The organism is Asanoa sp. WMMD1127 (genome assembly GCF_029626225.1).
GTDB lineage: Bacteria > Actinomycetota > Actinomycetes > Mycobacteriales > Micromonosporaceae > Asanoa.
The window spans coordinates 7,360,592-7,386,487 of the sequence record NZ_JARUBP010000001.1 but is presented as its reverse complement, the minus strand read 5'-3'; the positions used below and the strand labels follow the sequence as shown (position 1 = coordinate 7,386,487).

25 protein-coding genes are annotated in these 25,896 nt (G+C 74.2%); 11 read left to right on the top strand and 14 right to left on the bottom strand.

The features are described 5' to 3' along the window. Positions 1–111 precede the first annotated feature (111 nt). Complete coding sequence (gene tuf, locus O7635_RS35235; RefSeq protein ID WP_278084814.1) at positions 112–1,299, top strand: elongation factor Tu; 1,188 nt, start codon at positions 112–114, stop codon at positions 1,297–1,299. Positions 1,300–1,319: 20 nt separating this feature from the next. Here tuf and O7635_RS35230 read toward each other — a convergent pair whose 3' ends face one another. Next, a complete protein-coding gene (locus O7635_RS35230; protein ID WP_278084813.1) occupies positions 1,320–1,970 on the bottom strand; it encodes a DUF4389 domain-containing protein in 651 nt (216 codons plus the stop codon). A 126-nt stretch (positions 1,971–2,096) separates the two neighbouring features. Here O7635_RS35230 and O7635_RS35225 point away from each other — a divergent pair, with 126 nt between their 5' ends. The 4 genes from O7635_RS35225 to O7635_RS35210 are packed head-to-tail and all read left to right on the top strand — an operon-like array spanning position 2,097 to position 6,610. Continuing rightward, a complete protein-coding gene (locus O7635_RS35225; protein WP_278084812.1) occupies positions 2,097–2,588 on the top strand; it encodes a hypothetical protein in 492 nt (163 codons plus the stop codon). A gap of 24 nt (positions 2,589–2,612) precedes the next feature. Then, the gene (locus O7635_RS35220) at positions 2,613–4,019 is read left to right on the top strand and encodes a 3-deoxy-7-phosphoheptulonate synthase class II (RefSeq protein WP_278084811.1); all 1,407 of its coding nucleotides are present in this window, start codon (positions 2,613–2,615) and stop codon (positions 4,017–4,019) included. Continuing rightward, on the top strand, positions 4,012–5,040 hold the full coding sequence (locus O7635_RS35215; RefSeq protein WP_278084810.1) for a GntG family PLP-dependent aldolase: 1,029 nt from the start codon (positions 4,012–4,014) through the stop codon (positions 5,038–5,040). Before O7635_RS35220 ends, O7635_RS35215 begins: the two co-directional genes overlap by 8 nt. A 25-nt stretch (positions 5,041–5,065) precedes the next feature. Beyond that, the gene (locus O7635_RS35210; protein ID WP_278084809.1) at positions 5,066–6,610 is read left to right on the top strand and encodes a GGDEF domain-containing protein; all 1,545 of its coding nucleotides are present in this window, start codon (positions 5,066–5,068) and stop codon (positions 6,608–6,610) included. Here O7635_RS35210 and O7635_RS35205 read toward each other — a convergent pair. After that, positions 6,597–7,577 carry a helix-turn-helix domain-containing protein gene (locus O7635_RS35205; RefSeq protein ID WP_278084808.1) on the bottom strand — a complete coding sequence of 327 codons (981 nt, stop codon included), beginning with the start codon at positions 7,575–7,577 and terminating at the stop codon, positions 6,597–6,599. The two genes, O7635_RS35210 and O7635_RS35205, sit on opposite strands and share 14 nt — an antisense overlap. Before the next feature lie 59 nt (positions 7,578–7,636). Between O7635_RS35205 and O7635_RS35200 the strand changes: the two genes are divergently transcribed. Continuing rightward, positions 7,637–8,857 carry an MFS transporter gene (locus O7635_RS35200; protein WP_278084807.1) on the top strand — a complete coding sequence of 407 codons (1,221 nt, stop codon included), beginning with the start codon at positions 7,637–7,639 and terminating at the stop codon, positions 8,855–8,857. A 55-nt stretch (positions 8,858–8,912) separates the two neighbouring features. On the opposite strand, the gene O7635_RS35195 is transcribed toward O7635_RS35200, so the two are convergent. The 3 genes from O7635_RS35195 to O7635_RS35185 all read right to left on the bottom strand — a co-directional run bounded on the left by O7635_RS35195 (position 8,913) and on the right by O7635_RS35185 (position 12,500). Further along, entirely contained in the window at positions 8,913–9,770 is an 858-nt protein-coding gene (locus O7635_RS35195) for a deoxyribonuclease IV (RefSeq protein WP_278085654.1), read from the bottom strand. Continuing rightward, on the bottom strand, positions 9,761–11,743 hold the full coding sequence (pknB, locus tag O7635_RS35190) for a Stk1 family PASTA domain-containing Ser/Thr kinase (protein ID WP_278084806.1): 1,983 nt from the start codon (positions 11,741–11,743) through the stop codon (positions 9,761–9,763). The genes O7635_RS35195 and pknB overlap by 10 nt, the downstream gene beginning before the upstream one ends. 73 nt (positions 11,744–11,816) lie before the next feature. Next, positions 11,817–12,500, bottom strand: coding sequence for a hypothetical protein (locus O7635_RS35185; RefSeq protein ID WP_278084805.1), 684 nt, complete (start codon positions 12,498–12,500; stop codon positions 11,817–11,819). 92 nt (positions 12,501–12,592) lie between these two features. Between O7635_RS35185 and O7635_RS35180 the strand changes: the two genes are divergently transcribed. From O7635_RS35180 to O7635_RS35170, 3 genes are read left to right on the top strand one after another with little or no spacing between them, the layout of a single operon-like run. Next, a complete protein-coding gene (locus O7635_RS35180; RefSeq protein WP_278084804.1) occupies positions 12,593–12,934 on the top strand; it encodes an Rv2175c family DNA-binding protein in 342 nt (113 codons plus the stop codon). 2 nt (positions 12,935–12,936) lie between these two features. Then, positions 12,937–13,260 carry a lycopene cyclase domain-containing protein gene (locus tag O7635_RS35175; RefSeq protein ID WP_278084803.1) on the top strand — a complete coding sequence of 108 codons (324 nt, stop codon included), beginning with the start codon at positions 12,937–12,939 and terminating at the stop codon, positions 13,258–13,260. Continuing rightward, the gene (locus tag O7635_RS35170; protein WP_278084802.1) at positions 13,257–13,613 is read left to right on the top strand and encodes a lycopene cyclase domain-containing protein; all 357 of its coding nucleotides are present in this window, start codon (positions 13,257–13,259) and stop codon (positions 13,611–13,613) included. Before O7635_RS35175 ends, O7635_RS35170 begins: the two co-directional genes overlap by 4 nt. Before the next feature lie 210 nt (positions 13,614–13,823). On the opposite strand, the gene mptB is transcribed toward O7635_RS35170, so the two are convergent. The 3 genes from mptB to O7635_RS35155 form a co-directional block, all read right to left on the bottom strand. Continuing rightward, the gene (mptB, locus tag O7635_RS35165) at positions 13,824–15,407 is read right to left on the bottom strand and encodes a polyprenol phosphomannose-dependent alpha 1,6 mannosyltransferase MptB (protein WP_278084801.1); all 1,584 of its coding nucleotides are present in this window, start codon (positions 15,405–15,407) and stop codon (positions 13,824–13,826) included. Positions 15,408–15,616: 209 nt separating this feature from the next. After that, on the bottom strand, positions 15,617–16,600 hold the full coding sequence (locus O7635_RS35160) for a polyprenyl synthetase family protein (protein ID WP_278085653.1): 984 nt from the start codon (positions 16,598–16,600) through the stop codon (positions 15,617–15,619). Between the two features lie 338 nt (positions 16,601–16,938). After that, positions 16,939–18,324, bottom strand: a complete 1,386-nt coding sequence (locus tag O7635_RS35155; RefSeq protein WP_278084800.1) for a helix-turn-helix domain-containing protein — start codon at positions 18,322–18,324, stop codon at positions 16,939–16,941. A 243-nt stretch (positions 18,325–18,567) separates the two neighbouring features. Here O7635_RS35155 and metF point away from each other — a divergent pair, with 243 nt between their 5' ends. Both metF and O7635_RS35145 read left to right on the top strand, forming a co-directional pair. Then, entirely contained in the window at positions 18,568–19,485 is a 918-nt protein-coding gene (gene metF, locus O7635_RS35150) for a methylenetetrahydrofolate reductase [NAD(P)H] (RefSeq protein ID WP_278084799.1), read from the top strand. Positions 19,486–19,514: 29 nt separating this feature from the next. After that, the gene (locus O7635_RS35145; protein WP_278084798.1) at positions 19,515–20,192 is read left to right on the top strand and encodes a CDP-alcohol phosphatidyltransferase family protein; all 678 of its coding nucleotides are present in this window, start codon (positions 19,515–19,517) and stop codon (positions 20,190–20,192) included. 239 nt (positions 20,193–20,431) lie between these two features. Here O7635_RS35145 and crtI read toward each other — a convergent pair whose 3' ends face one another. The 6 genes from crtI to O7635_RS35115 form a co-directional block, all read right to left on the bottom strand. After that, complete coding sequence (gene crtI / locus O7635_RS35140; protein ID WP_278084797.1) at positions 20,432–21,880, bottom strand: phytoene desaturase family protein; 1,449 nt, start codon at positions 21,878–21,880, stop codon at positions 20,432–20,434. Between the two features lie 21 nt (positions 21,881–21,901). Beyond that, positions 21,902–23,029, bottom strand: coding sequence for a glycosyltransferase family 2 protein (locus tag O7635_RS35135; RefSeq protein WP_278084796.1), 1,128 nt, complete (start codon positions 23,027–23,029; stop codon positions 21,902–21,904). Beyond that, positions 23,026–23,796 (bottom strand): carotenoid biosynthesis protein, encoded by a 771-nt coding sequence (locus O7635_RS35130; protein WP_278084795.1) that lies wholly within the window; start codon positions 23,794–23,796, stop codon positions 23,026–23,028. The genes O7635_RS35135 and O7635_RS35130 overlap by 4 nt, the downstream gene beginning before the upstream one ends. Further along, the gene (locus O7635_RS35125; protein ID WP_278084794.1) at positions 23,793–24,347 is read right to left on the bottom strand and encodes a GNAT family N-acetyltransferase; all 555 of its coding nucleotides are present in this window, start codon (positions 24,345–24,347) and stop codon (positions 23,793–23,795) included. The genes O7635_RS35130 and O7635_RS35125 overlap by 4 nt, the downstream gene beginning before the upstream one ends. Then, entirely contained in the window at positions 24,344–25,039 is a 696-nt protein-coding gene (locus O7635_RS35120; RefSeq protein ID WP_278084793.1) for a monooxygenase, read from the bottom strand. The genes O7635_RS35125 and O7635_RS35120 overlap by 4 nt, the downstream gene beginning before the upstream one ends. Before the next feature lie 159 nt (positions 25,040–25,198). Then, positions 25,199–25,690 carry a YbaK/EbsC family protein gene (locus O7635_RS35115; RefSeq protein ID WP_278084792.1) on the bottom strand — a complete coding sequence of 164 codons (492 nt, stop codon included), beginning with the start codon at positions 25,688–25,690 and terminating at the stop codon, positions 25,199–25,201. Between the last annotated feature and the right edge of the window lie 206 nt (positions 25,691–25,896).

Genomic DNA, 25,896 nt, shown 5'->3' with positions numbered 1-25,896 from the left:
TTCGTTCTGTCATCAAGGCCCTTCAACGCGGCCCCGACGCGGGGTGGCGCCCGCCCGCGCACGCGCATCACCGCCTCCTTTCATCCAGTTCAGGAGGACTGAGGAACAACCATGGCGAAGATCCAGTTCGAGAGGACCAAGCCGCACCTCAACATCGGGACGATGGGGCACGTCGACCACGGGAAGACGACCCTGACCGCCGCGATCACCAAGGTGCTCGCCGAGGCCGACCCGGCAACCAACCGGTTCGTCGCCTTCGACGGCATCGACCGTGCTCCGGAGGAGGTCGTCCGCGGCATCACCATCAACATCGCGCACGTCGAGTACGAGACGGCGACGCGGCACTACGCGCACGTCGACATGCCCGGCCACGCCGACTACGTGAAGAACATGATCACGGGGGCGGCCCAGGTGGACGGCGCGATCCTGGTCGTGTCGGCGCTCGACGGCGCGATGCCGCAGACGCGGGAGCACGTGCTGCTCGCCCGCCGCGTCGGCGTGCCGCACCTGGTGGTGGCGCTCAACAAGGCCGACGCGGTCGACGACCCGGAGCTGCTCGACCTGGTCGAGCTCGAGGTGCGGGAGCTGCTCTCCGAGTACGGCTTCCCGGGCGACGAGCTGCCGGTCGTGCGCGTGTCGGCCCTGCGTGCGCTCGAGGGGGACCCCACGTGGACGACGTCCGTCGTGGACCTGCTCGACGCGGTGGACCGCTACGTGCCGGTGCCGGCGCGGGCGGTCGACGAGCCGTTCCTGATGCCGATCGAGAACGTGCTTACGATCTCCGGCCGGGGCACCGTGGTCACCGGGGCGATCGAGCGCGGGACGCTGCGCGTCGGCGACCAGGTCGAGGTCGTCGGGCTGGGCGACACCGTGACCACGGTGGCGACCGGGCTCGAGACGTTCGGCAAGTCGCTGGCCACGGCCGAGGCCGGTGACAACGCGGCGATCCTGCTCCGCGGCGTCAAGCGCGACCAGGTGCAGCGCGGCCAGGTCGTGGCGGCGCCCGGCTCGGTCGCGCCGCACCGCCGGTTCACCGCGCGGCTGCACGCGTTGACCGCGGCCGAGGGCGGCCGGCACACGCCGTTCTTCGCCAACTACCGGCCCCAGTTCTACTTCCGGACCACCGACGTGGCCGGGTCGGTCGAGCTGGGGGAGGGCGTCACGATGGTCATGCCCGGTGACACGGTCGACCTGACCGTCGAGCTGACCAAGCCGGTCGCCATGCACGTCGGGCTCGGGTTCGCCGTGCGCGAGGGCGGCCGGACGGTCGCCGCCGGCACGGTGACCGGGATCCGCTGACCCACCCGTTCCGCCTGGTCCTACGGGGCCAGGCGGAACGGCGGGTAGCGGTCGGTGACGAGCGTGAACGCGTACCCGGTGACCCGGTTCTGCCAGCGCAGCACGCCTTCGACGTAGTCGAACAGCGCCCGCGGGTAGCGACCCGTGAACAGGATCGCGAACCAGGTGACCACGACGGCCACGACGCCGCCGATGTGCAGGAAGAACAGCACGATGTAGTGGGGGATCGCGAGCAGCCACTTGACGATCGGCAGGAACCGGTTGAGCGTCCCGTCGGGATAGTGGTAGTCGAGCCGCACGGACTGCTGGTCGTCGGTGGCCGGGTAGCGGTCGTCCATGAGCGCGAAGTAGACGGTGACCCGGTTCGCGAAGCGCTGCAGCTCGAGGTTCCAGTCGAACCACCAGCGCGGGTACTTCTTCCGGAACAGGATCATCAGCAGCGGCCCGAAGAACAGCACACCGCCGAAGCCGTACGCCACCGCCTCCGCGTTGCCGCCGTCGTCGCCGCCCCACTGTCCCCAGTCGGCGCCGCCGCTGTAGACGGTGCCTAGCAGGATCGCGATCGGGATGACCGTGAACAGCCGGAAGAAGCTGGTGAGCCGGTTCAGCGGCCGGTCCGGATAGGAGACCGAGAAACTCACCGGGTACGAGGTCGGATCGGTCGGTTGCATCGGCGCGTCCCCTCCGTACCTGGAAATCCGGTTGTGTCCATCTTGCGGGTTTTCGAGTGGTTCGGGGCGGGAATCCTGACCGGGCGTCGCACCGGGGCCCGGGAATGTGTGCGAGACTCACGAACCGTGCTGCCCCGACGTCGTGCTCTCGCCGTGGCGACCCTGGCCGTCGCCCTCGCGGCGCCCCTCGCCGGCTGTTCGATCGCCGACAAGATCGTGGGCGAGGATCCGGCGCCGGTCGACGAGAGCCCGCAGAAGGCCCGCGCGCACATCGAGGCCTACCTCGCGGCGATGACCAAGCGGGACACGGCCGCCGGGCGCAAGCTGCTCTGCCCGACGCTGGTCGGCACGTTCGACAAGACCGCCACGGGTGAGGGCGGCGATTTCAACAAGAAGACCAAGGTCGGGCCGGCGCAGGTGACCGACGTCCGGGCCGACGGCGACGGGCAGCTGGTGACGGCCGCGATCCTCGTCACGCCGCCCGGCGGCAAGCCGACCCCGGTCGGCGTGACCTTCCTCGTGACCAACATCGACAGCGGCTGGTGCATCGCCCGGGAGGACCGGGCCGTGGTGCTGCCGTCGATGCCCGCGGCGGCCAGCCCCAGCCCTTCCCAGTAAGCGGACCGCCGTAGTCTTGCGGGCATGCGCCAAGAGTGGCATCAGCTGAGCTACCCCGGGGTGGCCAGCCTCGGTCCGCAGACCTCACGGCCGGCGGCCGACTCCGCCGAAGACCAGGCGCTCGGCCTCGACCGCTGGCGTGACCTGCCCCGCGACCAGATGCCGCCGTGGCCCGACCCGGCGGTCGTCGCCGAGGTCTGCCAGGTGCTCGACAACGTGCCCTCGGTGGTCGCGCCCTACGAGGTCGACCAGCTCCGCGAGCGGCTGGCCCAGGTCGCCGAGGGCAAGGCGTTCCTGCTGCAGGGCGGCGACTGCGCCGAGACCTTCGCCGACAACACCGAGAGCCACCTGCTGGCCAACGCCCGCACGCTGCTGCAGATGGCGGTCGTGCTGACCTACGGCGCGTCGCTGCCGGTGGTCAAAGTGGCCCGAGTGGCGGGGCAGTACACGAAGCCGCGGTCGTCGGCGACCGACGCCCTCGGCCTGCCGAGCTACCGCGGTGACCTGATCAACTCGCTGGAGACGACGCCGGCGGCCCGGGTGGCCGACCCGCAGCGCATGATCCGGGCCTACGCCAACTCGGCGGCCGCGATGAACATGCTCCGGGCCTACCTCTCCGGCGGGCTGGCCGACCTGCACGCGGTGCACGACTGGAACAAGGGCTTCGTGCGCGACTCGCCGGCCGGCGAGCGCTACGAGGCCATCGCCCGCGAGATCGACCGGGCCCTGGCGTTCATCCGGGCCTGCGGCATGACCGACGACGAGGCGCTGCGCACGGTCACGCTCTACTGCTCGCACGAGGCGCTGGCCCTCGAGTACGACCGGGCGCTGACCCGGGTCTCCGACCGCAAGGCGTACGGCCTGTCGGGGCACTTCCTCTGGATCGGCGAGCGGACCCGGCGGATCGACGGCGCCCACGTCGACTTCCTGTCGCGCATCGTCAACCCGATCGGCGTCAAGCTCGGCCCGTCGACCTCGCCCGAGCAGGCGATCGAGCTGTGCGAGAAGCTCAACCCCGACAACGTCCCGGGCCGGCTCACCCTGGTGTCCCGGATGGGCAACCACCGCGTACGCGACGCCCTGGCCCCGATCGTCGAGAAGGTCACCGCGGCCGGCGCCAAGGTGGTCTGGCAGTGCGACCCGATGCACGGCAACACCCACGAGTCGTCCAACGGCTACAAGACCCGGCACTTCGACCGGATCGTCGACGAGGTGCTCGGCTACTTCGAGGTGCACCGCCAGCTCGCCACCCACCCCGGCGGCCTGCACGTCGAGCTCACCGGCGAAGACGTGACCGAGTGCCTGGGCGGCGCCCAGGGCATCGAGGACCTCGACCTCCCCGGCCGCTACGAGACGGCCTGTGACCCCCGGCTCAACACCCAGCAGTCGCTGGAGCTGGCCTTCCTCGTCGCGGAGATGCTGCGTGGCTGAGCTCGTGGACCTGCGGTCCGACACCGTCACCCAACCGTCGGAGGGCATGCGCGCCGCGATGGCGTCCGCCCGGGTCGGCGACGACGTCTACGGCGAGGACCCGACGGTCAACGCCCTGGAGGCCTCGGTCGCCGCCCTGTTCGGCCACGAGGCGGCGCTGTTCGCGCCGACCGGCTCGATGGCCAACCAGATCGCCATCCAGCTCTCCGTGCCGCCCGGCGAGGAGCTGCTCTGCGACGGCGACGCGCACGTGGTGACCTACGAGATCGGCGCCGCGGCCGCGCTCGGCGGCGTGTCCACCCGCACCTGGGCGCCGGTCGGCGGCGACATCGACCCCGACGTGGTGGTCGACATGATCCGGCCGGCGGGCTACCACGCCGTGCCGACCCGGGCCGTCGCCGTCGAGCAGACCCACAACCGGGGCGGCGGCGGGGTGATCCCGCTGTCCACACTGGAGACCCTGCGCGCGGCCACCAGCGCGGCGGGCGTGGCGCTGCACTGCGACGGCGCCCGCATCTGGCACGCCCACGTCGCCGACGGGGTGCCCCTGCGCACCTACGGCGCGCTCTTCGACACGCTGTCCGTCTGCCTCTCCAAGGGCCTCGGCGCGCCGGTCGGCTCGCTGGTCGTGTCGTCCGCCGCCGCCATCGAGCGGGCCCGGGTGATCCGCAAGCGGATGGGCGGCGGGATGCGGCAGGCCGGCGTGCTGGCCGCCGCGGGCGCCTACGCGCTGGAGCACCACATCGAGCGGCTCGCCGACGACCACGCCAAGGCGGCCCGGCTGGCCGAGGCGCTCGCCCCGTTCGGCGTGGTGGCCGGCGCGGTGCGCACCAACATCGTCCCCCTCGACCTGCGCAAGTCGCCCCTCGACGCGCACGCGCTGGCCGCGGCCGCCCGCGAGCGCGGCGTGCTGGTCTCGGTGCTCGGCCCGCGCGTCGCCCGGCTGGTCACCCACCTCGACGTCGACGACGCCGCGATCGACCGTGCGGTCGAGGTGCTTCCGAAGATCTTTCGCGATTGACAGGTTCGCGTGCTTTGCTGAGTAGTTGACGACCGGCCGAACTCAGCGGGGGTTGGCGATGGCCGACGCCGGCCTGTGGCGGGGGTCCGCCTGGGCCTTTCTGGGGGTCGAGGGCGCTCTGGTGCTCGCGACCGCGGCGGGGGCTGCGCCCGTGCTGGGTGCGGTGGCCGCGGTGGCGGCGTTCCTGGTGGCGGCGGTGATCCTGGTGGTGCGGCAGCCGCCCCGGGTGGCGGCCTGGGCCTCGCTGACCGTCGCGTCCGGATCGGTGGCGTTCTCCCGGGTCTACGGCGTGGTGGCCGGCCCGTCGATACTGGGCGGGCGCACCTTGGCCGGCGGCGACATCCGTGCCCTGGTGCTCTACCCGGCGCTCGCGATCGGGCTGATCCTGCTCGGCGGGACCGGCAGCCTGACCGACACGCTGGACGCCTCCGTGGTCATCCTCGGCGTCTTCGTCCTGCTCTGGCTGTTCCTGCTGCACGGCAACATGGTGCCGACCGGCACGCGGCTGGCCGTCTCCGCGCTGCGCCCGGTCGGGATCTCGGTCGTCCTCGGCGCGCTGGTCCGCCTGCTGTTCGTCGTGCGTCCCCGCGCGCCCGCGCTCAGGCTGGTGGCGGTCGGGGTGCTCCTCGCGCTCGTCGGCGCGCTCGGCCTGGTGGCACGGACCGTCGGCTACGACGTCGACAGCCGGCTGTTCGGCGGCGGGATCTTCGCCACCGCGTACGCCATCCTGGTCGCCACCGCCCTGCTGCACCCGTCCGCCGGCGCCGCTCCGGAGCGCCGGGGCGCCCCCGCCGCCCGCCTCAGCCGCGGGCGGGCCGCGCTGTTCGTCGCGCTGACCCTGCTCGGCCCGCTGGCCTGGGTCCTCGCGGTCGCGTTCGGCGAGTTCGACCCCGGCTCCCCGGAGGACTTCGGGCCGCCGGTGCTGGCCGCCGCGGTGATCGCGCTGTTGCTGCTGTGGCGCCTGTCGCTGCTGGCCCGCGTCGCCGACCGGCGAGCCGGCGACCTGGCCGAGGCGGTCGGGGAGCTGCAGGAGCTCCAGGCGGAGCTGGCCCACCGGGCCGCCCACGACCCGCTGACCGGGCTGCTCAACCGGTCCGTGCTCACCGAGCGGCTCGCCGCGCTGCCGCGGGGCCGGTCGCACGCGCTGCTGCTGGTCGACCTCGACGGGTTCAAGGAGATCAACGACTCGCTCGGGCACCCGACCGGCGACGAGCTGCTGGTCGCCGTCGGTCGCCGGCTCACCGCGGTGGCCGCCCGCGAGGCCACGCTGGTGCGGCTCGGCGGTGACGAGTTCGCGGTGCTGCTGCCGGACACCGACGAGGGGGCCGCGCTGGCCGTCGGCGCGACGATCTGTGCCCGGCTGCGGGCGCCGTACCCGTCGACGCACGGCGAGCTGCGGGTCAGCGCGAGCGTCGGCGTGACCGCCGGCCCGCTGGCCACCCGCGGCTCGGGCGACCTGCTGCGGGAGGCGGACCTGGCGCTCTACGCGGCCAAGGCGGCCGGCAAGGACCGGGTGGCGGCGTACCGGCCGACCCTGGCCCCGCCCGGGCTGCGCGTCAAGCCGCGCTGAGGGTGGCCAGCAGGTCGGCGCCGCGTTCGGTGAGCCGGTAGACCACGGACCGCCCGGCGCGCCCACCGGTGACCACCCCGGCGTCCCGGAGCACGGCCAGGTGGGTGCTGACCGTGCCGAGCGAGATCTCCAGGGCGTACGCCAGTTGGGTGCTGGTCGCCGCCTGGCGCAGCTCGCGGAGCACCCGGGCGCGGCCGGGGCCCAGCAGCGCGGCGAGCGGGTCGCCGGCCGGGTCGGTCACCTCGGCGGCGGGGCCGCGGGCGGGGTAGACCAGCGCGTACCGGGGCGGGCGTTCGCAGGTCCACGAGCCGTCGCCGGTGGTCTTCGGGACGAACACCAGCCCCTCGTCGCTGATCCAGCGGTCGGGGAAGTCCTGGTCGCTGAACCGGATCGCGTCGTCGCCGACCCACTCCGAGCGGCGGGTCATGGTCCGGACCGCTTCCTTCCAGCCGTACGCCGCGAGCAGTCCCGCGCGGTGCATGATGTCGCGTTCGAGCAGGGCGCGGCGGCGGGGCCAGTCGGGAGCGACGAAGCGTGCCCAGCCGTCGTTGAGCACGGCGGCCGTGCGCGGGCCGAGATCGGCGTGCCTCTCCAGCCAGCGCGTGTCCTGGTCCTGCCAGCTCGCCGCCAGCGACTGGGTCATCGTCGCTCTCGTCTCCTCGTCGCCGAAGCGGGCGACCTCGGCGAGCTCGTCACGCAGGCGGGTGCCGGTGCCGCCGGTCGGCGGGACGGCCACCAGGTCCGGAAGCCATTTCGTGGCCGCGACGAGGCTCATGAGGCCGGTCGCGAAGGTGTCCCGGGCCAGCCATTCCGTGTACGCGGGCCGGTGCTCGTCGTGCCATCGCCGGGCCCAGGGCTCCGGGGCGGGCCGGTGCAGGGTGATCAGCGCGCCCAGCGTCTCGGCCAGCGGGGAGATCGCGAACCGGCAGCGGGACAGCGCGGTGGGGGAGAGCCGCAGGAGAGTCATCGTTACGCCTTTCGCCGCAAGGTTAGCGGGCGGCGCCCGCCGGCCGGAATGCTCCCCGGGTGCTCCTGAACCCGGCGTTCCGCGCCTTCTATCTCGGGCGGCTGGTGTCGCTCGCCGGCAGCGCGATGACCCCGGTCGCGCTCGCCTTCGCCATGCTGGACGCCAGCGGCCGGCCCGGCGACCTCGGCATCGTGCTGGCCTGCCAGCTCGTGCCGCACCTGGCCCTGCTCCTGGTCGGCGGCGTGGTCGCGGACCGGCTGCCGCGCCGGCTCGTGCTGATCGTCGCCAACCTGGGCGCCGGGCTGACCCAGGGCGCGATCGCGTTCGTGCTGATCGGCGGCCTCTACCGGCTGTGGCTGGTCGCCGGGCTGGCGCTGGTGGCTGGTGCCCTCGAGGCGTTCACCTCGCCGGCGCTGCGGGGGATCGTGCCGTCGCTGGTCGGTTCGGCTGAGCTCGAGCGGGCGAACTCGCTGCTGTCCGGCACCCGGGCCGCCGTGTTGATCGTGGGCCCGACGGTGGCCGGGCTCGTGGTGGTGGCGGCGGGCGGGGGTTGGGCGATCGCGGTCGACGCGGTCAGCTTCGTGGCGGCGGCGGCGTTCCTGTCGCGGCTGCCCCGCGTCGCGCCGGCCCCGGCCGCTGCCGCTTCTTCGCTGCTGCGCGACCTGGGCGCCGGCTGGCGGGCGTTCTTCGCGATCCCGTGGGTGTGGCCGGTGGCGCTCGCGTACTCCGTGATCAACCTGGTCAACGTCGGGCCGTGGCAGGTGTTGGGGCCGACGCTGACCCAGCAGCGGTCCGGCGAGGCGGTCTGGGGTGTCGTGCTCAGCGTGCGGGCCGCGGGGTTGCTGGCGATGAGCGTGGTGATGTACCGCTTCGTTCCCCGCCATCCGCTGCGGTTCGGGCGCCTGACGGGGGCGCTCGGGGCCTGCTCGCTGCTGGCGCTGGGGCTCGGTCTGGATCCGGTCTGGTTGGCGACGGCGGCGTTCGTGGGCGGGCTCGGCTTCGCCGCGTCCGGGATCACCTGGGAGAGTGCCGTGCAGCGCCACGTCGGCTCGGAGCGGATCGGGCGGGTGTCGTCGATCGACGACCTGCTCTCGTTCGCCGCGATTCCGCTGGGCCAGCTGCTGGTCGGGCCGGCCGCGGCGGCCTGGGGTGGGGCGCGGGTGGCGCTGGTGTGCGGGGTGGTGTTCGCGGTCGCGGCGCTGGCGCCGTTGGCGTCCCGCGCGGTGCGCACGCTGCCGGGCGCCCGCACGGACCCGACGCCCGAGCCGGTGGGCGCGTAGTTCCGGAGCGGGCTGGCGAAGCCGGCGCTGCGGCGTTCGATCGGCTTGGCCGGAACTAGGGCAGGAGGTCGCGCAGGGTGGCGATGTCGGCGGCGTGGCCCTCGTGCGCCTTGCCGGACGGGGTCTCCACGATCACCGGGAGGCCGGCGGTGGACGGGTGGCGGAGCAGCTCCGCGAATGCGGACGTGCCGATCGTCCCCTGGCCGATGGTCTCGTGGCGGTCGCGCAGGGAGCCGCAGGTGTCCTTGGAGTCGTTGGCGTGCACGAGGCGCAGCCGGCCCGGGCCGACCGTCTCCGTGAGCAGGTCCAGCGTGGCGGTCATGCCGCCCGGCGCGGCCAGGTCGTGACCGGCGGCCCAGGCGTGGCAGGTGTCGAAGCAGACGCCGAGGCGGGGATGGCGGTCGACGGTCTCGAAATAGTCCGCCAGGTGCTCGACCTTGGACGCCAGTGACCGTCCGCCGCCGGCGCTCGGCTCGACCAGCAGCTCCGGCCCGTCCGCGCGGTCGAGCAGCGGGAGCAGCGCCTCGCGTACCTGCTTGAGAGCCGCGTCGTAGTGGGCCGGGTCGACCGCGCTCCCGGCGTGGAAGACGACCGCGCGGGCGCCGATCGCCGTGCCCCGGGCCAGCGCGTGGGCCAGCGTCGCGGCCGAGCGTTCGACGGTGGCCGCGGTCGGTGAGCCGAGGTTGACCAGGAGCGAGGCGTGCACGTACACCGGGACGCCGCGCTCCTCGCAGCCCTCCCGGAACAGCGCGTCCTGCGCCGGGTCACCGGGCGGCAGCGCCCAGCCGCGCGAGTTCGACACGTAGACCTGGGCCGCCCCGGACCCGGCCGCGTCGAGGTAGGGCAGCGCGGTCTTCGCGATGCCCCCGGCGGTGGGCGTGTGCGAGCCCAGCGGTCGATCGGTCACTGGCAGAACAGTACGACCTGGCTCTGCGGAGCCACCGGCGTGTTCTCGTTGGGCTGCTGGGCGAACACGGTGCCGTTGGGGTTGATCTGCGGGTTCGGCGTCAGCCCCATGCCCTGGAGCTGCTGCACCGCCTGCTGGCAGGGCAGGCCGATCAGCCGGGGCACGAGCAGCTGCGGCGGACCCTCGCTGACCTGCAGCTCGATCTTGGCGCCCGGCTCCACGCCGGCGCCGTCGATCGGCGTCTGCTTGATCACCGTGTCGCGCGGCTGGTCGGACTGCTTGTAGGAGATCAACGGCTCGAGACCGAGACCCACCAGCTCCGTACGCGCCTCGTTGACGTTCTTGCCCACGACGCGCGGCACCGTCAGCGGCGCCTTGCCCTTGCTGACGAACACGGTGATCTTGTCGCCGGGCTTGGTCTCGGTGCCCGGCTCCGGGTCGACCGCGACCACGACGCCCTTGGGCAGGTTGTCGTCGTAGCGGTCGGCGCCCTTGGCGATCTGGAGCTTCGCCTCCTCGAGCTGGGCGGTGGCCAGGTCGAGCGTCAGGCCGACCACGTCGGGCACCTCGTAGCGCTCCGGACCGAGCGAGAGCACCAGCGTGATCGTGCCGCCCTTGAGGATCCGGCCGGCGGCCGCGGGGCTCTGGCTGAGCACGACGTCCTTCTCCACGCGCTCGTCGAACTGGGCCGGCCCGTAGGCGATCGTGAAACCGCCCCGCGTCGCCTGCTCCTGCGCGGCCGCCTTGGTCATCGTCGCGAGCTGCGGCGCGACCGTGTAGCGGCCCATGCCCCACCACCAGCCGCTGATCGCGGCGACCAGGCCGACCACCACGATCGCCGCGGCGACCGCCATCCGGCCCCGGGGGTTGGCCATCACCATGCGGTAGCGCTCGCCGATCCGGCCGCGCAGGCCACCGCCGCCGTCGTCGTAGTCGTCGTAGTCGTCCGGCTCGGGCGCGCGGCGCCGGCCGGTCGCCGGCGGCTCGGCCTGACCGGGGAGGCGGGCCCAGGACGGCCGCGCCGGCTCGCCGGCCACCCGGGGGATCGTCACCGTGCGGTCGGAGACCTGCCGCAGCACCGCGGTGTTGGCGTTGGCCGTGCCCAGGTCGTCGCGGGCGACCTGCACCTGCGACAGGAAGGCCCCGGCGTCGGTCGGCCGGCTCTGCGGGTCGCGCCGGGTGGCCCGGGCGACCAGCTCGTCGACGACCGGCGGGATGCCGGGCACCAGCGAGGAGGGCGCCGGCACGTCCCGGTCGACGTGCTGCCAGGCGACCTCGACCGGCTGCGCGCCGTCGTAGGGGACCCGGCCGGTGAGCATCTCGAACAGCACGATGCCGGCCGAGTAGACGTCGCTGCGCGGATCGGCGCGACCGTCGGTGACGAGCTCCGGCGCGACGTAGGCGACCGTGGCCATCAGCTGGCCGCCGTCGGCGTCGGTGGCGCTGGCCTCGACCGCGCGGGCCAGGCCGAAGTCGGCCACCTTGACCACGCTGTCGACCAGGTTGCCGGGGCCGCCGCTGGGCGCCTCGGCGACGAGCACGTTCTCGGGCTTGACGTCGCGGTGCACGAGGCCGGCGCGGTGGGCGGCGGAGATCGCGGCGAGCATCTGCTCGAGGATCGCCAGCGCCTCACCCGGGTTGAGCCGGCGCCGCTGGGCCAGCACGTCGCGCAGGGTGTGGCCGCGCACGTACTCCATGACCAGGTAGGGCAGGCCCGAATGGTGGCCCTGGTCGTAGACGGCGACCACGTTGGGGTGGGTCAGCCGGGCGATCGTCTTGGCCTCGTCGGTGAACCGCTCGAGGAACTGGGGATCGCGCGCCTGGGTCGGATGAATGATCTTCAGGGCGACCGTGCGCTCGAGGCGCTCGTCGGTCGCCGTGTAGACGGTCGCCATGCCGCCACGGGCCACGCGGCCACGGATGCGGTAACGCCCGTCGACCAGCGTGCCCAAGAGCGAGTCAGCGACCTGGATGTCCATCGGCAGGGAGTCTATGTGCCTCTCCGGTCGGTGCGACACAGCCGTGCCGGCAACTTCACCGGTAACCGCGCATTCAGGGGTTTTCGTCCTGGTCGCGGCGGTGGTGTCGGTGGCGCCGTTCACCGGTGGGGTCGGTGGACGGTTCGGCGCTGTGCTCGTCGTCGGGGGTGGGCGTCGGGGACGCGGTTTCGCTCGGCGCCGGGCTCGGGGTCGGAGACTCCGTCGCGCTGGCGGTCGGTGCCGGTGTGTCGGGGTCTTCCGACTCTTCGGGCATCGGGACGCCGCGGGGGAGCGCCGGCTTCGCGGCTGGTCCGTCGTCGCCGCGCCGCTGGCCGTCTGAAGCGGCGCGACCGGCCGCGGCCTCGCGGCCGGCGACGGTGAGGGGGCCACCCTGGCGGGCGATCCGGATGGTCGTCGGGTCGTCGGGGCGGGCCTGCGCCGGGCGGCGTCCGGTGCCGTCGGCCTCCGCCAGGATCGCGGCGGGCTTCTCCTCCTGCCGGTTCTGGTCGGCCGGCTCGAGGAGGGCGCCGAGGCCGCTGACGACCGCGACGTACGTGCCGACCGCCCCGGCCAGGCTGACCAGGACGAACGCGCCCGTGGCGGCCAGCCGCCGAGGTGGCCGGCTGCGCTCCGGGAAGATCAGCTCGGTGGTCTCCTCGCCGTCCGTGCGACGCGACCGCCGGACGCGGGACAGGTCGTACTGCACCGACCGCCACGCGCCGACGACCTCTTTGCGCACACCCCGCCAGGTGGTCATAGGTCCTTCCGAAATGATCGTCCGGCGGGCTCGGTAACCCGTACCGGGTGGTTCGGTGGTGTCGCGCCGCGTCGGCGTGGCAATGTGAGCGGGTGACCGAAACCGTTCCCGCTCAGTGGCTGCCCTTGCCCGACGTGGCGGAGCGCCTCGACGTGTCGATCAGCAAGGTGAACCAGATGGTCCGCGACGGCTCGCTGCTGGCGGTCCGCCGTGAGGGCATCCTGCGGGTGCCGGCCGAGCTGGTGGCCAACCGCACCGTGCTCAAGCACCTGCCGGGTGTCATCACGTTGCTGCACGACGCTGGGTACAACGACGAAGAGTGCCTGCGGTGGCTCTACTCCGAGGACGAGACGCTGCCCGGCTTCCCAGCGGTGGCCCTCGGCGGCGACCAGGCCACCGAGGTCAAGCGCCGGGCCCAGGCGCTCGGCTTCTGACGTTGCGGTTCGCTTACCTGGCGGTCCTCGTCGGCTGCCTGGCCGGCGCCCTCTGGCTGGAGCCGGTCCTTCGGGTCAACGTCCTGCGCCGCTGGCGGCGGCTCCTGCTGACCGTGCTGCCGGTGATGGGCGTCTTCGCCGCCTGGGACATCGCCGCCATCGCCGCGGGCCACTGGTCCTTCGACCCCCGCCAGACCACCGGCGTGCTGCTGCCCGGCGGGCTGCCGCTCGACGAGCTGCTGTTCTTCCTGGTCGTACCCCTGTGCGCGATCCTCGGCTTCGAAGCCGTCCGCGCCGTGCTGCGCCTGCCGGCGGGCGACGAATGACCTACACGACGGCGGCCCTGGTCGGGGTCGTCTGCGCCGTGATCCTGGACCTCTTCGTCCTGCGTACCCGCCTGGTGACCCGCACCGTCTTCTGGGCCACGTACCCGATCATCGTGTTCTTCCAGCTCCTGTCGAACGGGATCCTGACGGGCCGCGACATCGTCCGCTACGACCCGGCCGCGATCGTCGGACTTCGTCTCGTGTACGCGCCGGTCGAGGATCTGTTCTTCGGGTTCGCGCTGGTGTTGGGGACGTTGTCGCTGTGGGTGTACTGGGGTCGGCGCGGGGTGCAGCGGGAACCGGCGGCGGGGGACGGCACGTCCTGGCTGCTGCGGTGGCTCCGCAAGCGCTAGCGATGGCCCTGCGGTTTGGCTTCGGGCATGCCCGGGTCAGGCAGGGGCTGTAGGTGCGGCCTCGGGATCGTCGGCGGTTCTGGCGTGGCTCGTTTGGTCGTGGTCGTGGTCGAGCGCCGTGGCCGTGGTCGTGTTCGCGCGCCGTGCCGTGCCGTGGCCGTCCGTGGTCGTGGTCGCGCGCCGTGGTCGTGGTTATGGTCGGGCGGCGGGTCAGGTCTGTGCCGGCTTGTCGAGGCTGAGACGGCCGCGGAAGCGGTAGGCGAGGGCGACGACGATGACGACGTCGAGGATGGCGCCGGGGAGTTTCGTGAGGACCGCCAGGCCGAGGCCGTTGGGCAGGACGAGCGCGGTGATCGCGAGGGCGGCGATGGCCAGGCCGGTGCGGGTTCGGCCGGGTGGGGTGGCGCACGCGAGGACGGCCAGGGGCGCGAGCGCGTACCAGGGGTAGAAGACCGGAAGCAGGATCGTGGCCGCGGCCAATGCCCACCCGCATGCCGCGATGACCTTCCGGGTTCCGTCAGCACCGTGGTCGTGCGCGTCAGCTTGGCTGGGACGCCCCAGCGTGGCTCGCAGCGCTCGCCAGCAGAGTGCGAGGCCGATCGCCGCCAGCGCTGCGACGCCGCAGATGCGGGCGATGTCGATCGCGGGGTCGACCGCGCCGGGCCAGCCGGCTGCGCGGAACAGGTAGCCGAAGGCCATGCCGATGCCCGTCGGCAGCGAGGTCCACTGGATCAGGCTGCCGGTGTCGGAGAGCGCCCCGATCCAGCCGAGGTCGAGGCCGGTGGCGAGGCTGGCGGCGGCGAACACCGATGCCGCCGTGCCGGTCACGACGGCGGCGGACCCGGCGATGTTCCGCCAGCCGTGCTCGCTGCGGCGCAGCTGTTGTCCGGCGACGAGGAGCACCACGAACGGCAAGGCGATGAGGGCGGTGACCTTGACCCCGACGGCAAGGCCGAGGAACGCCCCGGCGGCGATGCCCGCTCCCGCGCGGCGTAGTGGGGAGTGGTCCCCGCCGGCAGCCTGGGCGACCGATGCGCCCCGCCGTCCGGCGGCCGGGACGGCGACCGCGAGGGCGGCCACGACGAGCCCGGCGGTGATGGCGTCGTTGTGCGCGCCGGAGACCAGATGGACCGCGACGAGCGGCGAGAGCAGCCCGAGCCAACGCGCGGCGCCGGCATCGACACCGGCGGCGGTGGCGAGCCGCCCGGCGTACGCGGCGATCAACACGCCACCGATGAGCGCGACGACCCGGAGCAGGCTGACCGCCGCGAGCAGCTGATGATCGGCCGGCCCACCGACGGCCCGGCCGACCGTCGCGGCCGCGCCCGACAACGCGATCCCGACGGGCCCGTAGGGCGCGGGCGTGTGCTGCCAGAGATTAGGCACCGCGTACGCCCAGGGACACCCCCCGTCAGCGGCGCCGACCGCATAAGGATCGAGCCCGGCACGCCAGATCTCCCCCTGGCAGGCGTAGGAGTAGACGTCCCGACTGGCCAACGGCGGCGCGAACAGCAACGGCACGGCCCACAGCGCGCCAGTGACGATCAACCAACGGCTGCTGACCTGCGCGAGCCGGTTCCCGAGCCGCCACCAGGCGCCGGACAGAATCGTGAGACCGACCACCCAGGCGGCCAACCCCCACCAGTACCCGGCGTCCGGGCTCCCGGCACCACGCAGCCCCGCACCGGGATCCCGCCCCGGCAACGCCCCCGCTCCGTATGCCCCAGCGGCGACAACAGCGACCCCGACAAGCCCGGCGACGCGCAGACCCCACGGGCCGTCCAGGCCACGCACGCCGTCGATGATCCCACGCTCGCCAGGGCCTGCTTCCCGCCGCCGCCCGGCGACTGCCTGCCGGCCGACGAGCCACCGCCGCGGACGGGCCCGCGACCACCGACCACCCTGCCCGGGCTCGCCGTTCCAGCGCATGGCCGCGGTGCGACTGGTGGGTGCCTTCGGCGCCGTCGCCGGATTTCCGCTCGCGGCGATCCTTCCTGGCGAGGTCAGTCCGTGCGGGTCGTGGCCGCGTGGGCCAGGTCGATCAGGGCGTCCCTGGCCTCGACCTCGATCGGGGCCGCGTCGATCGCCGACAGTGCCAGGTCCAGGAGGGCGGTGATGCGCCGTTCGGTGCGTTCGGCGGCGCCGCTGAGGACGATCACCTCGCGGAGGCGGGTGATGCCGGCCGCGTCCAGGTCGGGCGCGCCGAGCAGCTGTTGGAGGTCGGCGCGGCCCGGCTCGTCGGCGGCTTCGAAGGCGGCCGCGACCAGGAAGGTGCGCTTGCCCTCGCGGAGGTCGTCGCCGGCCGGCTTGCCGGTCAGCGCCGGATCGCCGAAGACGCCCAGCATGTCGTCGCGGAGCTGGAAGGCCTCGCCCAGCGGCAGGCCGTAGCTCGAGTAGGCGGCGGCGACCGGCTCCGGCGCGGCCGCGAGCGCGGCGCCGAGCAGGAGCGGGCGTTCGACCGTGTATTTCGCCGACTTCAGGCGGGCGACCTTGCCGGCGCGCTCGATCGAGGTGTTGCCGGTGACCTGGGTGAGCACGTCGAGGTACTGGCCGATCGTCACCTCCGTGCGCATCTCGTCGAATACCGGGCGGGCGCGGAAGAGCGCCTCGGGGTCGAGGCCGCCGGCGTGCAGCAGCTCGTCGGACCAGACCAGGCACAGGTCACCCAGCAGGACGGCGGCGGAGTCGCCGAAGCCGTCGGCGTCGCCGGACCAGCCGTGGTCGCGGTGCCGGCCCGCGAAGCGGCGGTGCACCGCGGGCTCGCCGCGCCGGGTGTCGGAGCGGTCGATCAGGTCGTCATGGATCAGCGCGCTGGCCTGGACCAGCTCCAGCGCCGCCAGCGCGGTCACCACCTGGTCGGAGTCGTGCCCGCCGGCGCCGCGGAACCCCCAGTAGCCGAACGCCGGCCGCAGCCGCTTGCCACCCCGCAGCACGAAGCCCTCGATCGCGTCGGCGACCGGCGCGAGCGCGCTGTCGACCTTGGCCATCCACGCCCGCCGGTCGGCCAGGAACCAGGCCAGCGAATGGTCGACCCGCTGCCGGAGGTGGACCCGGTCGGTGGCGGGCACGCTCGTGGCGGCGATCGGCCGGCTGGGGCCGGCCGGGCCCGGGCCGGCGGCGTCGGATGGGCTCGTCGGCTCGGTCACGCCCCGAAACTAGGGTCATTCCGCCGTAACGACAACCGGAGGCGTAACCGCCGGTGACCGGGACCCGCCGGCCCGGCGGCGGACCGCGCCCCCGGCCGCCTGGCCGTCGCCGAGCCGCCGGCGCCGCCCACGGCGGCGCGGCGACCCGCGCCAGGCGCGCGGCGCCGCGGACCCGCCCGCTAGCCATCGCCGGCCGCCCGGGGGTGCGCGACCGCCTCGCCGGCCAGCGGCCGCGGCAGGTAGGGCCGCGCCGCCACCAACAGCTCGGCGTAGTCGCGCGCCGCGGGCAGCCGGCCATGCGGCGCGAGCCGGTCGCCGAAGGCGCCGAGCAGGTCGACCGCTCGCGTCGAACCGGAACGGATCGTGTCGAGCACCGCGGCGCCGGCCGTCAGCGCGGCGCCTTCGGCCTCTCCGGCGTCGAGCCGGGCCCGGGCCAACCAGGCCTTGTCGAGGGCGGCGGTGCGCGGCTGGCCGGAACGCTCCGCCGCTCGGGACAGCAGCGGCAGCGCCCGCGCCGGCCGGCCGAGCGCCACGAGGCAGCGCCCGGCCAGCGCGTCGAGCTCGCCCTCGTCGAGCCAGTAGAGCCAGGGCGGGTCGTGCGCGCCGGTGAGGCGCTCGCTCGCCCGCTGGGCCGCGGTGAGCGCGGCTTCGGCGGGGCCACGCAGCCCGGCCGACGCCGCCGCGAACGCGATGCGGTGCAGGAGCAACGCCCGGCCGGAGGCCGACAGGGCCCGGCGCGCGCCCGCATAGGCGGTGCGGGCCAGCAGCAGCGCCGGTGCTGGTTGACCGGACCCGGCCAGCAGGTGACTGGCCGAGCCGAGGACGTGCCCCGCGAATGGCCGGTCGCCCGCGCCCACCGCCGCGGCGAGCGCCGACCGGTAGGCCGCCAGCGCACCGGCCGGGTCGCCGGCGTCGGCCAGCGTCCAGCCCTTGAGCTGCGCGACCTCGGCTCGCAGGCGCAGGGTCCGGCGGCTCGGCGCCGTGCCGGCCGGAGCGGTCGTGGCCTCGGCGGTGGCGGTGGCGAGCCGGCGCACCGCGCTCAGCAGGTCGGCGCCACCCGCGACGTCGTCGAGCCGGCGCATGGCGGTCAACCGGGCGGTCAGCTCGGCCGTTGTCGACCCGCCGGTCTCCGCCCCGACCGGGGGAGCGGCGCGGGGCGGACCGATCAGTGGCGGCTCGTCGCCGGCCAGCCAGGTGTGTGCGAGGCCGAGCAGGTCGAGCCCGACGGGGACGCCGCCGTCCGGCTGCCCAGGACCGGCGCGGCCCGGCGCGCTCAGCCGGTGCCGCACCCGGCTGCGCTCGGCCGCCTCGGCCAGGCCGTCGACCGGCACGTCGAGCACGGCGGCGAGCCAGCCCAGCCAGAAGTCGGCCGGCAGCCGATCTTCGCGTTCCCACCGGCTGACCTCGTGTCGGGTGACCGTCGGGCTGCCCGACGCGGCGCAGAGCTGCTCGGCCAGCCGCAGCTGGCTCCACCCCCGGCGTAGCCGCAGCTGCGCCAGATAGGGACCGAAGGACGGACGCGGACCGGCCGCGTCGAACGGATGCGGTGGCGACGCCGACATCATGGACCCTCCCCGAACGCAAGCCGCTGTGCACGCCTGTGGCCCCCGGACACCGAGCCCGGCATCCCCACGCGCCGGCCAACCGACCGTGGGGGCGGCCCGCGACGCGTAGAACATATGTACCCCTGGGGTACGACGTTTTCCCGCCACCATCCGCCGCCAGCGCCGTGACCAGCGCGTACTCCAGTTGTCCACAGGCCCTTGGCGCGGCGACCCGACGGACCACGCAGCCGGTACGCTCATTTCGTGGCGCTCGGACTTCCTTCGGTCCTTCCCGGATCGCAACCGTCGATCGGTGACCTCATCCGCGATGGGGCACCGACCTTCTCGTTCGAGTTCTTCCCGCCCAAAACTCCCGAGGGCGAGGTGCAGCTGTGGCGGGCGATCCGCGAGCTCGAGTCGCTCCAGCCGTCCTTCGTCTCGATCACCTACGGCGCGGGCGGCACCACGCGCGACACCACCGTGGCGGTCACGGAGCGGGTCGCGACCGAGACCACGCTGCTGCCGATGGCCCACCTCACGGCCGTCAACCACTCGGTGGCCGAGCTGCGCAACGTGATCGGCCGCCTGGCCGGCGCCGGCATCCGCAACATCCTCGCCGTGCGCGGCGACCCGCCCGGCAACCCCGGCGGTGAGTGGGTGCGGCACCCGGCGGGCGTCGACTACGCCGAGGATCTCGTCCGGATCATCCGCGAGTCCGGTGACTTCTGCGTCGGCGTCGCCGCGTTCCCCTACAAGCACCCGCGCTCGCCCGACATCGCCAGCGACACCGACTACTTCATCCAGAAGTGCCGGGCCGGCGCCGACTTCGCCATCACCCAGATGTTCTTCGACGGCGACGACTACCTGCGACTACGCGACCGGGTCGCCGCCGCCGGGTGCGACACCCCGATCCTGCCCGGCGTGATGCCGGTGACCCGGATGAGCACGATCGCCCGCTCCGAGCAGCTGTCCGGCGCGCCGTTCCCACCGGCGCTGGCCGAGCAGTTCGCGCGGGTGGCCGACGATCCGGAGGCCGTCCGCAAGCTCGGCATCGAGCAGGCCAGCGAGATGTGCCGGCGCCTGCTCGACGAGGGCGTGCCCGGCATCCACTTCATCACCCTCAACCGGTCGACCGCGACCCGCGAGGTCTGGCAGCACCTACGGGCCGACGCCCGGGTGTGACCTCGACCGCCGATCGACGTTGAGCTGACGTGGGCACACGGCTGGGTTGGCACGACTACGCGTCCCGATGGGCGGCACTGCACGGCGGCTTCGACCCGCGCCAGGCGGGCGTCGTCGTCCGTGGCTGGGTCCGGTTGTCCTACGAGATCGGCTCCCGCCTCGGCCGCCTGCGCGTCAGCCCCACCGCGGTCACGGTCGCCGGTCTGGCGCTGTCGGCGGCCACCCCGATCGCCGCCACCCGGGCCCCGTCGGGCCTGCTGACAGCCGCGACCCTGGTGCTGCTGGCCGCGATCGCCGACAGCGTCGACGGCGCCGTGGCCGTCGCCAGCGACCGCACCACCCGCCTCGGCTACGTCTACGACTCGGTCGCCGACCGCGTCAGCGAGATCTGCTGGCTGACCGCCTTCTGGGTGGCCGGCGCCCCGGCCCCCCTGGTCTTCACGGCGGGCGCGCTGTCCTGGCTGCACGAGTACGTCCGCGCCCGCGCCACCGCCGCCGGCATGACCGAGATCGGCACGGTAACGGTCGGCGAACGCCCGAGCCGCGTCAGCGTCACCGCCGTCGCCTTCCTCGCCGCAGCCGCCGCCGGTGCCCTCGACCGCGATCTGACCCCGGGCACCCTCACCGTCTTCCTCGCCGTCTGGATCCTCCTGGCGGCCTTCGGCCTGGCCCAACTCCTGCGCGCGGTCCGCCGCCACCTCCGCTGACCGAGACGGAACAGTCCAAGATGGACTCGGGTCCGCCGGGGGCACGACCGCCGCTCCCGCCAGACACCGCTCGCTCCGCTTCGCTGCCACCTCCGCGACACACAACCAACTTCGGAGCGCTACGCGCGGCCGTAAGGGTGATGACGGCGGGCGTGGTTGGTCGCCGCCCAAGGACCGCGGCGCATGAACGCGCTTCGGCCTACCCGCCGCGGAGAGAAGCCGAGCCGCCCCGTGCGCGGTTAAGCCGGGCCGATCTGGTTGGCGACGATGCGGGCCGACAGGGTGACCATCGGGAGGCCGCCGCCCGGGTGGGTGGAGCCGCCGACCAGGAACAGGCCGTCGACCGGCCCGCGGTTGGCCGGGCGGAGCAGGCCGCCGGCCGTTCCGTAGATCGCGCCCCCCGGGGCGCCGGTCGTCTGCTCCAGGGTCGCCGGCGTCAGCACCTCCCGGAACAGCACCCGGTCGCGGACGTCGACCCCGCGGGCGGCGAGCACGGACAGGACATGATCGGCGTACGCCGACGCCAGCCCCGGCCGCGACCAGTCCACCGCTCCCGAGCCCACGCCGTGGCGGGGCGCGTTGACCAGGACGAACCAGGCCTCGTGGCCCGCCGGTCGGACGGTCAGGTCGTCGGCCACCGTGACGAACACCGTCGGGTCCGTGGCGGGCCGGCCCCCGAAGACCGCGTCGAACTCCGCGTCGTAGTCGGCCGGGAAGAACACCGTGTGGTGTGCCAGGCCGGGCGTCGCACCCGCCACCCCCAGCAGCAGCACGAAACCCGCCAGGCTCCGATCGGCGAGCCGGGTCAGCCGGCGCGGCGTCGGGAGCAGGTCCCGGTAGAGCGTCGCTGCATCCACATTGGACACCACGACGTCGGCCGGCACGAACGACGAGCCCAGCCGCACACCGGTCACCCGGCCACCCGCGACGACCACACCCGAGACCGCGGCCTCCGTGCGCACCGTGACCCCCAGCGCCGCACACCGTTCCAGCAGCGCGTCCGCGAGCGTGCCCAGCCCGCCGGGGACGTACCAACCCCCGAAGGACAGCTCCGCGTACGGCACCGCGGCCAGCGCGGCCGGCGCCCGGCGGGGGTCGGCGCCGGTGTAGGTCGCGTACCGGTCCAGCAGCATCCGCAGCCGCGGATCGCCCAGCGTCCGCCGGCCCAGCCCACGCAACGTCTGCCCCGGCGCCACCGCGGCCAGGTCGCCGAGCCGCCACGCCAACCCGGCCAGCGCCGCCGGCGAGTCGACCGGCCGCCGCAGGATGTCGCGCCACGACGCGTCCCACACCCGTCCCGCCCGCCGCCACAGCCGGCGCCAGTCGGCGGCCGCCGTCGCGCCCAGGGCGGCGCCGATCCGGTCCGCGAACTCGCCCGGGTCGGCGCACGAGTCGAGCACGGTCCCGTCGGCGAACACGTGCCGCACCAGCGGGTCCAGCGGCACCAGGTCGGGCGGCGGAGCGCCGAGATCCCCGAAGAGCTCGTCGAACACCTGCGGCAACGTCAGCAGGCTCGGCCCCGTGTCGAACCGGTAGGTGCCCTCCGGCCGTTCCACCACCCGCCGGCCGAGCTTGCCGCCGACCACTGTGGACCGTTCGAGGACCGTCACCCGGTGCCCGGCCGCCGCGAGCCGGGCCGCGCAGGCCAGACCGCCGACGCCGGCGCCGATCACCACCACCTCAGCCACGGTGACCAGCCTCGCACCCCGTCACGACGGCACCACCGGCCGGTCCCGCCAGCGCAGCGCGCCCGCCCTCCGCAGCCGGCAGGACCGCGCCACCAGAGCGCCGAACAGCACCACCGACACCGGCTGGGCCAGCGCGTCCGGCCACCATCGCCCGCCGGTCGCGGCCGCGGTCGCCACCCGGCCCAGCACCCCGAGCGCATAACCGGCGACTCCGGCCAGGATCAGCGAGACCGACGACACCGCCAGCCCGGCGACGAAGAGCAGCACCGGCGCCACGTACACGAGGAAAAGGAAGACGACCACCGAGAGCGCCCCGGCCGGCGAGCCGAACGACGCCCACAACGACTTCGAATAGCCGGCGGCCAGCGCGGACCACGACCCGTACATCCGGCACGACGCGACCCGCGACCCGTCCGCCAGCGCGATCCGCCCGCCGGAGAGCTTCACCGCCCGCGCCAGCGCGATGTCCTCCAGCACCGACGACCGGACCGCCGCGTGCCCGCCGGCCGCGTCATAGGCCGTGCGGTCCACCACGAGCAGCTGCCCACCGGCCGCGGTGAGCGACGGCCGCGCCGACCGCTCCATCGCCCGCAACGGCAGGAACGTCAGCCACGACCACTGCAGCAACGGCTGCACGAGCCGCTCACCCCACGACTCCGCCACGATCCAGGGGTACGGCGACAGCAGCCCGACCCCTGCGGCCCGCAACAGGGCGGCGCACGAGGCGACGGCCGACGGCGCCAGCACCACGTCCGCGTCGACGAACACCAGCACCGAGGCGTCGGGACCGGCCGCGGCGGCCAACTGCTGGCAGGCGTGCGGCTTTCCCAGCCACCCCGGCGGCAGCGGTGCGCCGGTCAGCAGCCGCACCCGCGGGTCGGCGCCGGCGATCGACCGAACAACGTCGGCGGTGCCGTCCGTCGACCCGTCGTCGAGGACCAGGATCGACAGCTCGGGCACGCCACGCTGGTCCAGCAACGCCCGCAGGCAGGGCCCGACCCGGGCCGCCTCGTCCCGCACGGGCAGGAGCACCGCCACGCGGTCCGGGAAATCCGCGGCGGACGGCCGGCGGAGGAATCGGGCGTTGACCACGGCGTGCAAGGTCAGCGCACCGGCCAGCAGCGCCGGCAGCCAGGCGAGCGCCGTCACGCCCGTACCCCGTGCACGGTCTTGATCCTGACCAGCGTGCCGGCCAGCGGCAGCGCGACCAGCCCCATGGCCAGCGCGCCCCAACCCGCCGACGCGGGCAGGCCGAGGAACGCGGCGTGCGCCAGGATGCTGGAGAAGTAGGTCCAGAGGTAGAGCGCGTGCATCGGGGCGTCGGCGTCGGCGAACCGCGCCGCCGGGCCGGCCAGCGCGCTGAACAGGGCCATCATCAGCACGGCCACCACCAGCCAGCCGGCGTAGTTGCGCAGCGGCACGTCCGGCACCCCGGGCAGGCTCGGCGACGGATCCGACCAGGTCCAGTAACCCTCGCCGACCATCTGCGGGTCGAGGAAGAGGTCCCACGCGGCGAGGCCGACCCCGGCGACCCCGATCCGCGCCGCCGGGTGCCGGACCAGCCGGACCGCGGCGAGCCAGGCCGGCCACGCCATCCACGTCCAGGCCAGCGGGATGATCCACGGCACGCCGACGAGCTTAGGACCGAGCTGACCGGAGTACGTGTAGTCGCCGAACGGCAGCCCCGTCGACACGCCCGCCGCCTCGACCAGCAGTCCGCCGCCGGTGGTGACCAGCACGAGGGCGCCGGCCACGCGGAGGCCGCGGGTGAGCGCCGCGTGCGAGACGGACAGCAGGTAGCCGAGCACGACCGTGGTGATCGTGACCGCCGCCCGGGCGCCGCCGTCGGTCAGCGGATAGCAGATCTGGGCGAGGATCAGCAGACCCAGCCCGTACCAGGGCAGTCTGGGTGTCATTCCCCGGATGGCGCGCGCACCGGCAGGTCGCGGCCGAGCACCGCGAAGGCCCGCTCGTCGCCGGGGAAGCGGAACTGGCGGAGCACGTCGACGAACTCGAAGCTGCGGTAGAGCCGCCACGCGCGGGACGTGCGCTCGTCGGCCTCCGGTGTGGACAGCAGCGTGGTCGCGCCGGGCGCCATGGCGAGCAGCGTCTTGAGCTGGCGGGCGCCCAGGCCGTGGCCCTGCGCGGCCGGCCGGACGTGCAGCTCGACGACCTCGAAGCAGTCGGTCAGCCAGCGCTTGCGCTGTTCCTCGCTGAGCGCGGAGCGCACCTGGTCGTGCCACCACTGGCCGCCGCCCGAGACGTAGCCGTAGCCGAAGCCGGCGAGGTGGCCGTCGGTGGTGAGCGTCGCGACCGCGCGGAAGCCGGACCGGCGCACGTGCGTCGCGATGATCCCCCGCCGCGCCTCCATCAGCTCAGGCCGGTAGCCCATCGCCTCGCCGTAGACGGCCACCACGTCGTCGAGCCGACGTGCCAGGTCGTCGGGCTTCCACGGCACCAGCCTCATGCCGGATCGCTCCTTGTCATCTGTTCCCAGCCGAGCACCCCGCGGTCACCCATGATGCCGGACACCGCGAACCGGGCGAAAAGCTCCTCGGCGTACCAGCCGACCCGCGCCGTGCGCGCGATGGCGGCACGATGCTCCGGCTGACGGTACGCGAAGGCGACCAGATCCGCCGCGCTTCGCCACACGGAGACGGTGCCCTGCCAACCGATCGGCGCCTCGCCGATGCCGAACCGGGCGAGCAGCCCGGGCGCGTCGTGCAAGGCCGCGGCGACCGGCGGGATGGCGCGCCAGAAGGTCGCCGCGCGGGTCGCTTTCAGGCGGGCCCGGGTCAGGGCCAGGACCATTCCGTCGGTACGTGTGCCGTTCGCGGGAAACGGCTCCCGGCCGCTCCAGGTGCCGCGGCTGCTGATCGGGGCCAGGTCGACCCGGGCGTGGCTGTCGCTCAGGTGGGTCCAGGCGGCGATCTGCGGCGGCGGCGTGGCTGTCGGATCGTGGACAAGGAGAGCCGCCCATCGGGTGACGTCGACGTCGGTCGGGCCGAAGCCCGTGCCGGTGCCCGTGCCGAGCAGCTTGGCGAACCGCACGCCGGGATGCCGTCTGAGCCGGGCGCGGTCGGTCGCCATGCGGCCCAGCACCTGGGGAAGGGACCGCGTGGGCATCCGCCAGACGTGCAGGGTGACGACCGTGTCCATCCCGCCCAGTCTTGCACCGCGCGGGTGGGGCGGCTTCCGCGGCGGGTGGGGTGGGGCGGCTTCCCCCGAGTCCGGGTGGGCGGCTTTCGCGGCGAGTGGGTGGGGCGGCTTTCGCCGAGTCCGGGTGGGCGGCTTCCGCGGCGGGTGGGTGGGGCGCCGTCAGGCGACGTCGGTGACGGCGCCGCCGGTTAGTCGCTCGAGCTCGGCCGGGGTGATCGGGAAGACGGCGTGCGCGACGCCGCCGGCGGCCCAGACCTCGGCGAACGAGAAAAGAGCGGTGTCGACGAGGGTACGCATCGCGGGGCGCCCGGGGTGGATCGGCGCCACGCCGCCGATGACCTGGCCGGTGTGCGTGCGGACGAAGTCGGGGTTGGCCCGGCGCACCTTCTCGATGCCGTGCTCCTTGGCGATCCGGGCGGTGTCGACCCGGTGGGCGCCGCTGGTCAGCACCAGCAACGGCGCGCCGTCGGCGTCGAAGACGAGCGAGTTGGCGATCTGGCCGACCTCGACCCCGAGCTGGGCCGCGGCCGCGGCGGCGGTGGGCGCGGCGTCCGGGAGGATCCTTACCCGGCTGGGACGGCCGTCGGCGGCGCGGGCCCCGGCGGCGTCGAGCGCCTCCTGCACGGCGCGGACGTTGGGGTGCTCCTGCATGCGGGACAGGCTCTCATGCCGGGGGCGCCCGCGCCTTCGGTTTCTGTCGGCGCTGGTCGGCGGGGGTTTCCGCGGTTCGGAGCGGCGGCCGGGAACATCAGTGGACATCAGCGCGCGCCACGTTGCGTTTTTGTCGTACCCAAGGTGTACTCTTCTTGTAGTTAGAACGCGTGTTCGATTAGCTCGCACACTCGTTCTGGCGCTCC

Coding starts and splice junctions, on each gene's coding strand:
- O7635_RS35115 (WP_278084792.1), bottom strand. CDS start 25,690: ATGCAGGAGCACCCCAACGTCCGCGCCGTGCAGGAGGCGCTCGACGCC.
- pknB (WP_278084806.1), bottom strand. CDS start 11,743: ATGGACATCCAGGTCGCTGACTCGCTCTTGGGCACGCTGGTCGACGGG.
- O7635_RS35185 (WP_278084805.1), bottom strand. CDS start 12,500: ATGACCACCTGGCGGGGTGTGCGCAAAGAGGTCGTCGGCGCGTGGCGG.
- O7635_RS35170 (WP_278084802.1), top strand. CDS start 13,257: ATGACCTACACGACGGCGGCCCTGGTCGGGGTCGTCTGCGCCGTGATC.
- O7635_RS35205 (WP_278084808.1), bottom strand. CDS start 7,577: ATGACTCTCCTGCGGCTCTCCCCCACCGCGCTGTCCCGCTGCCGGTTC.
- O7635_RS35120 (WP_278084793.1), bottom strand. CDS start 25,039: ATGGACACGGTCGTCACCCTGCACGTCTGGCGGATGCCCACGCGGTCC.
- O7635_RS35160 (WP_278085653.1), bottom strand. CDS start 16,600: ATGGCCAAGGTCGACAGCGCGCTCGCGCCGGTCGCCGACGCGATCGAG.
- O7635_RS35220 (WP_278084811.1), top strand. CDS start 2,613: ATGCGCCAAGAGTGGCATCAGCTGAGCTACCCCGGGGTGGCCAGCCTC.
- tuf (WP_278084814.1), top strand. CDS start 112: ATGGCGAAGATCCAGTTCGAGAGGACCAAGCCGCACCTCAACATCGGG.
- O7635_RS35230 (WP_278084813.1), bottom strand. CDS start 1,970: ATGCAACCGACCGATCCGACCTCGTACCCGGTGAGTTTCTCGGTCTCC.
- O7635_RS35130 (WP_278084795.1), bottom strand. CDS start 23,796: ATGACACCCAGACTGCCCTGGTACGGGCTGGGTCTGCTGATCCTCGCC.
- O7635_RS35155 (WP_278084800.1), bottom strand. CDS start 18,324: ATGATGTCGGCGTCGCCACCGCATCCGTTCGACGCGGCCGGTCCGCGT.
- O7635_RS35125 (WP_278084794.1), bottom strand. CDS start 24,347: ATGAGGCTGGTGCCGTGGAAGCCCGACGACCTGGCACGTCGGCTCGAC.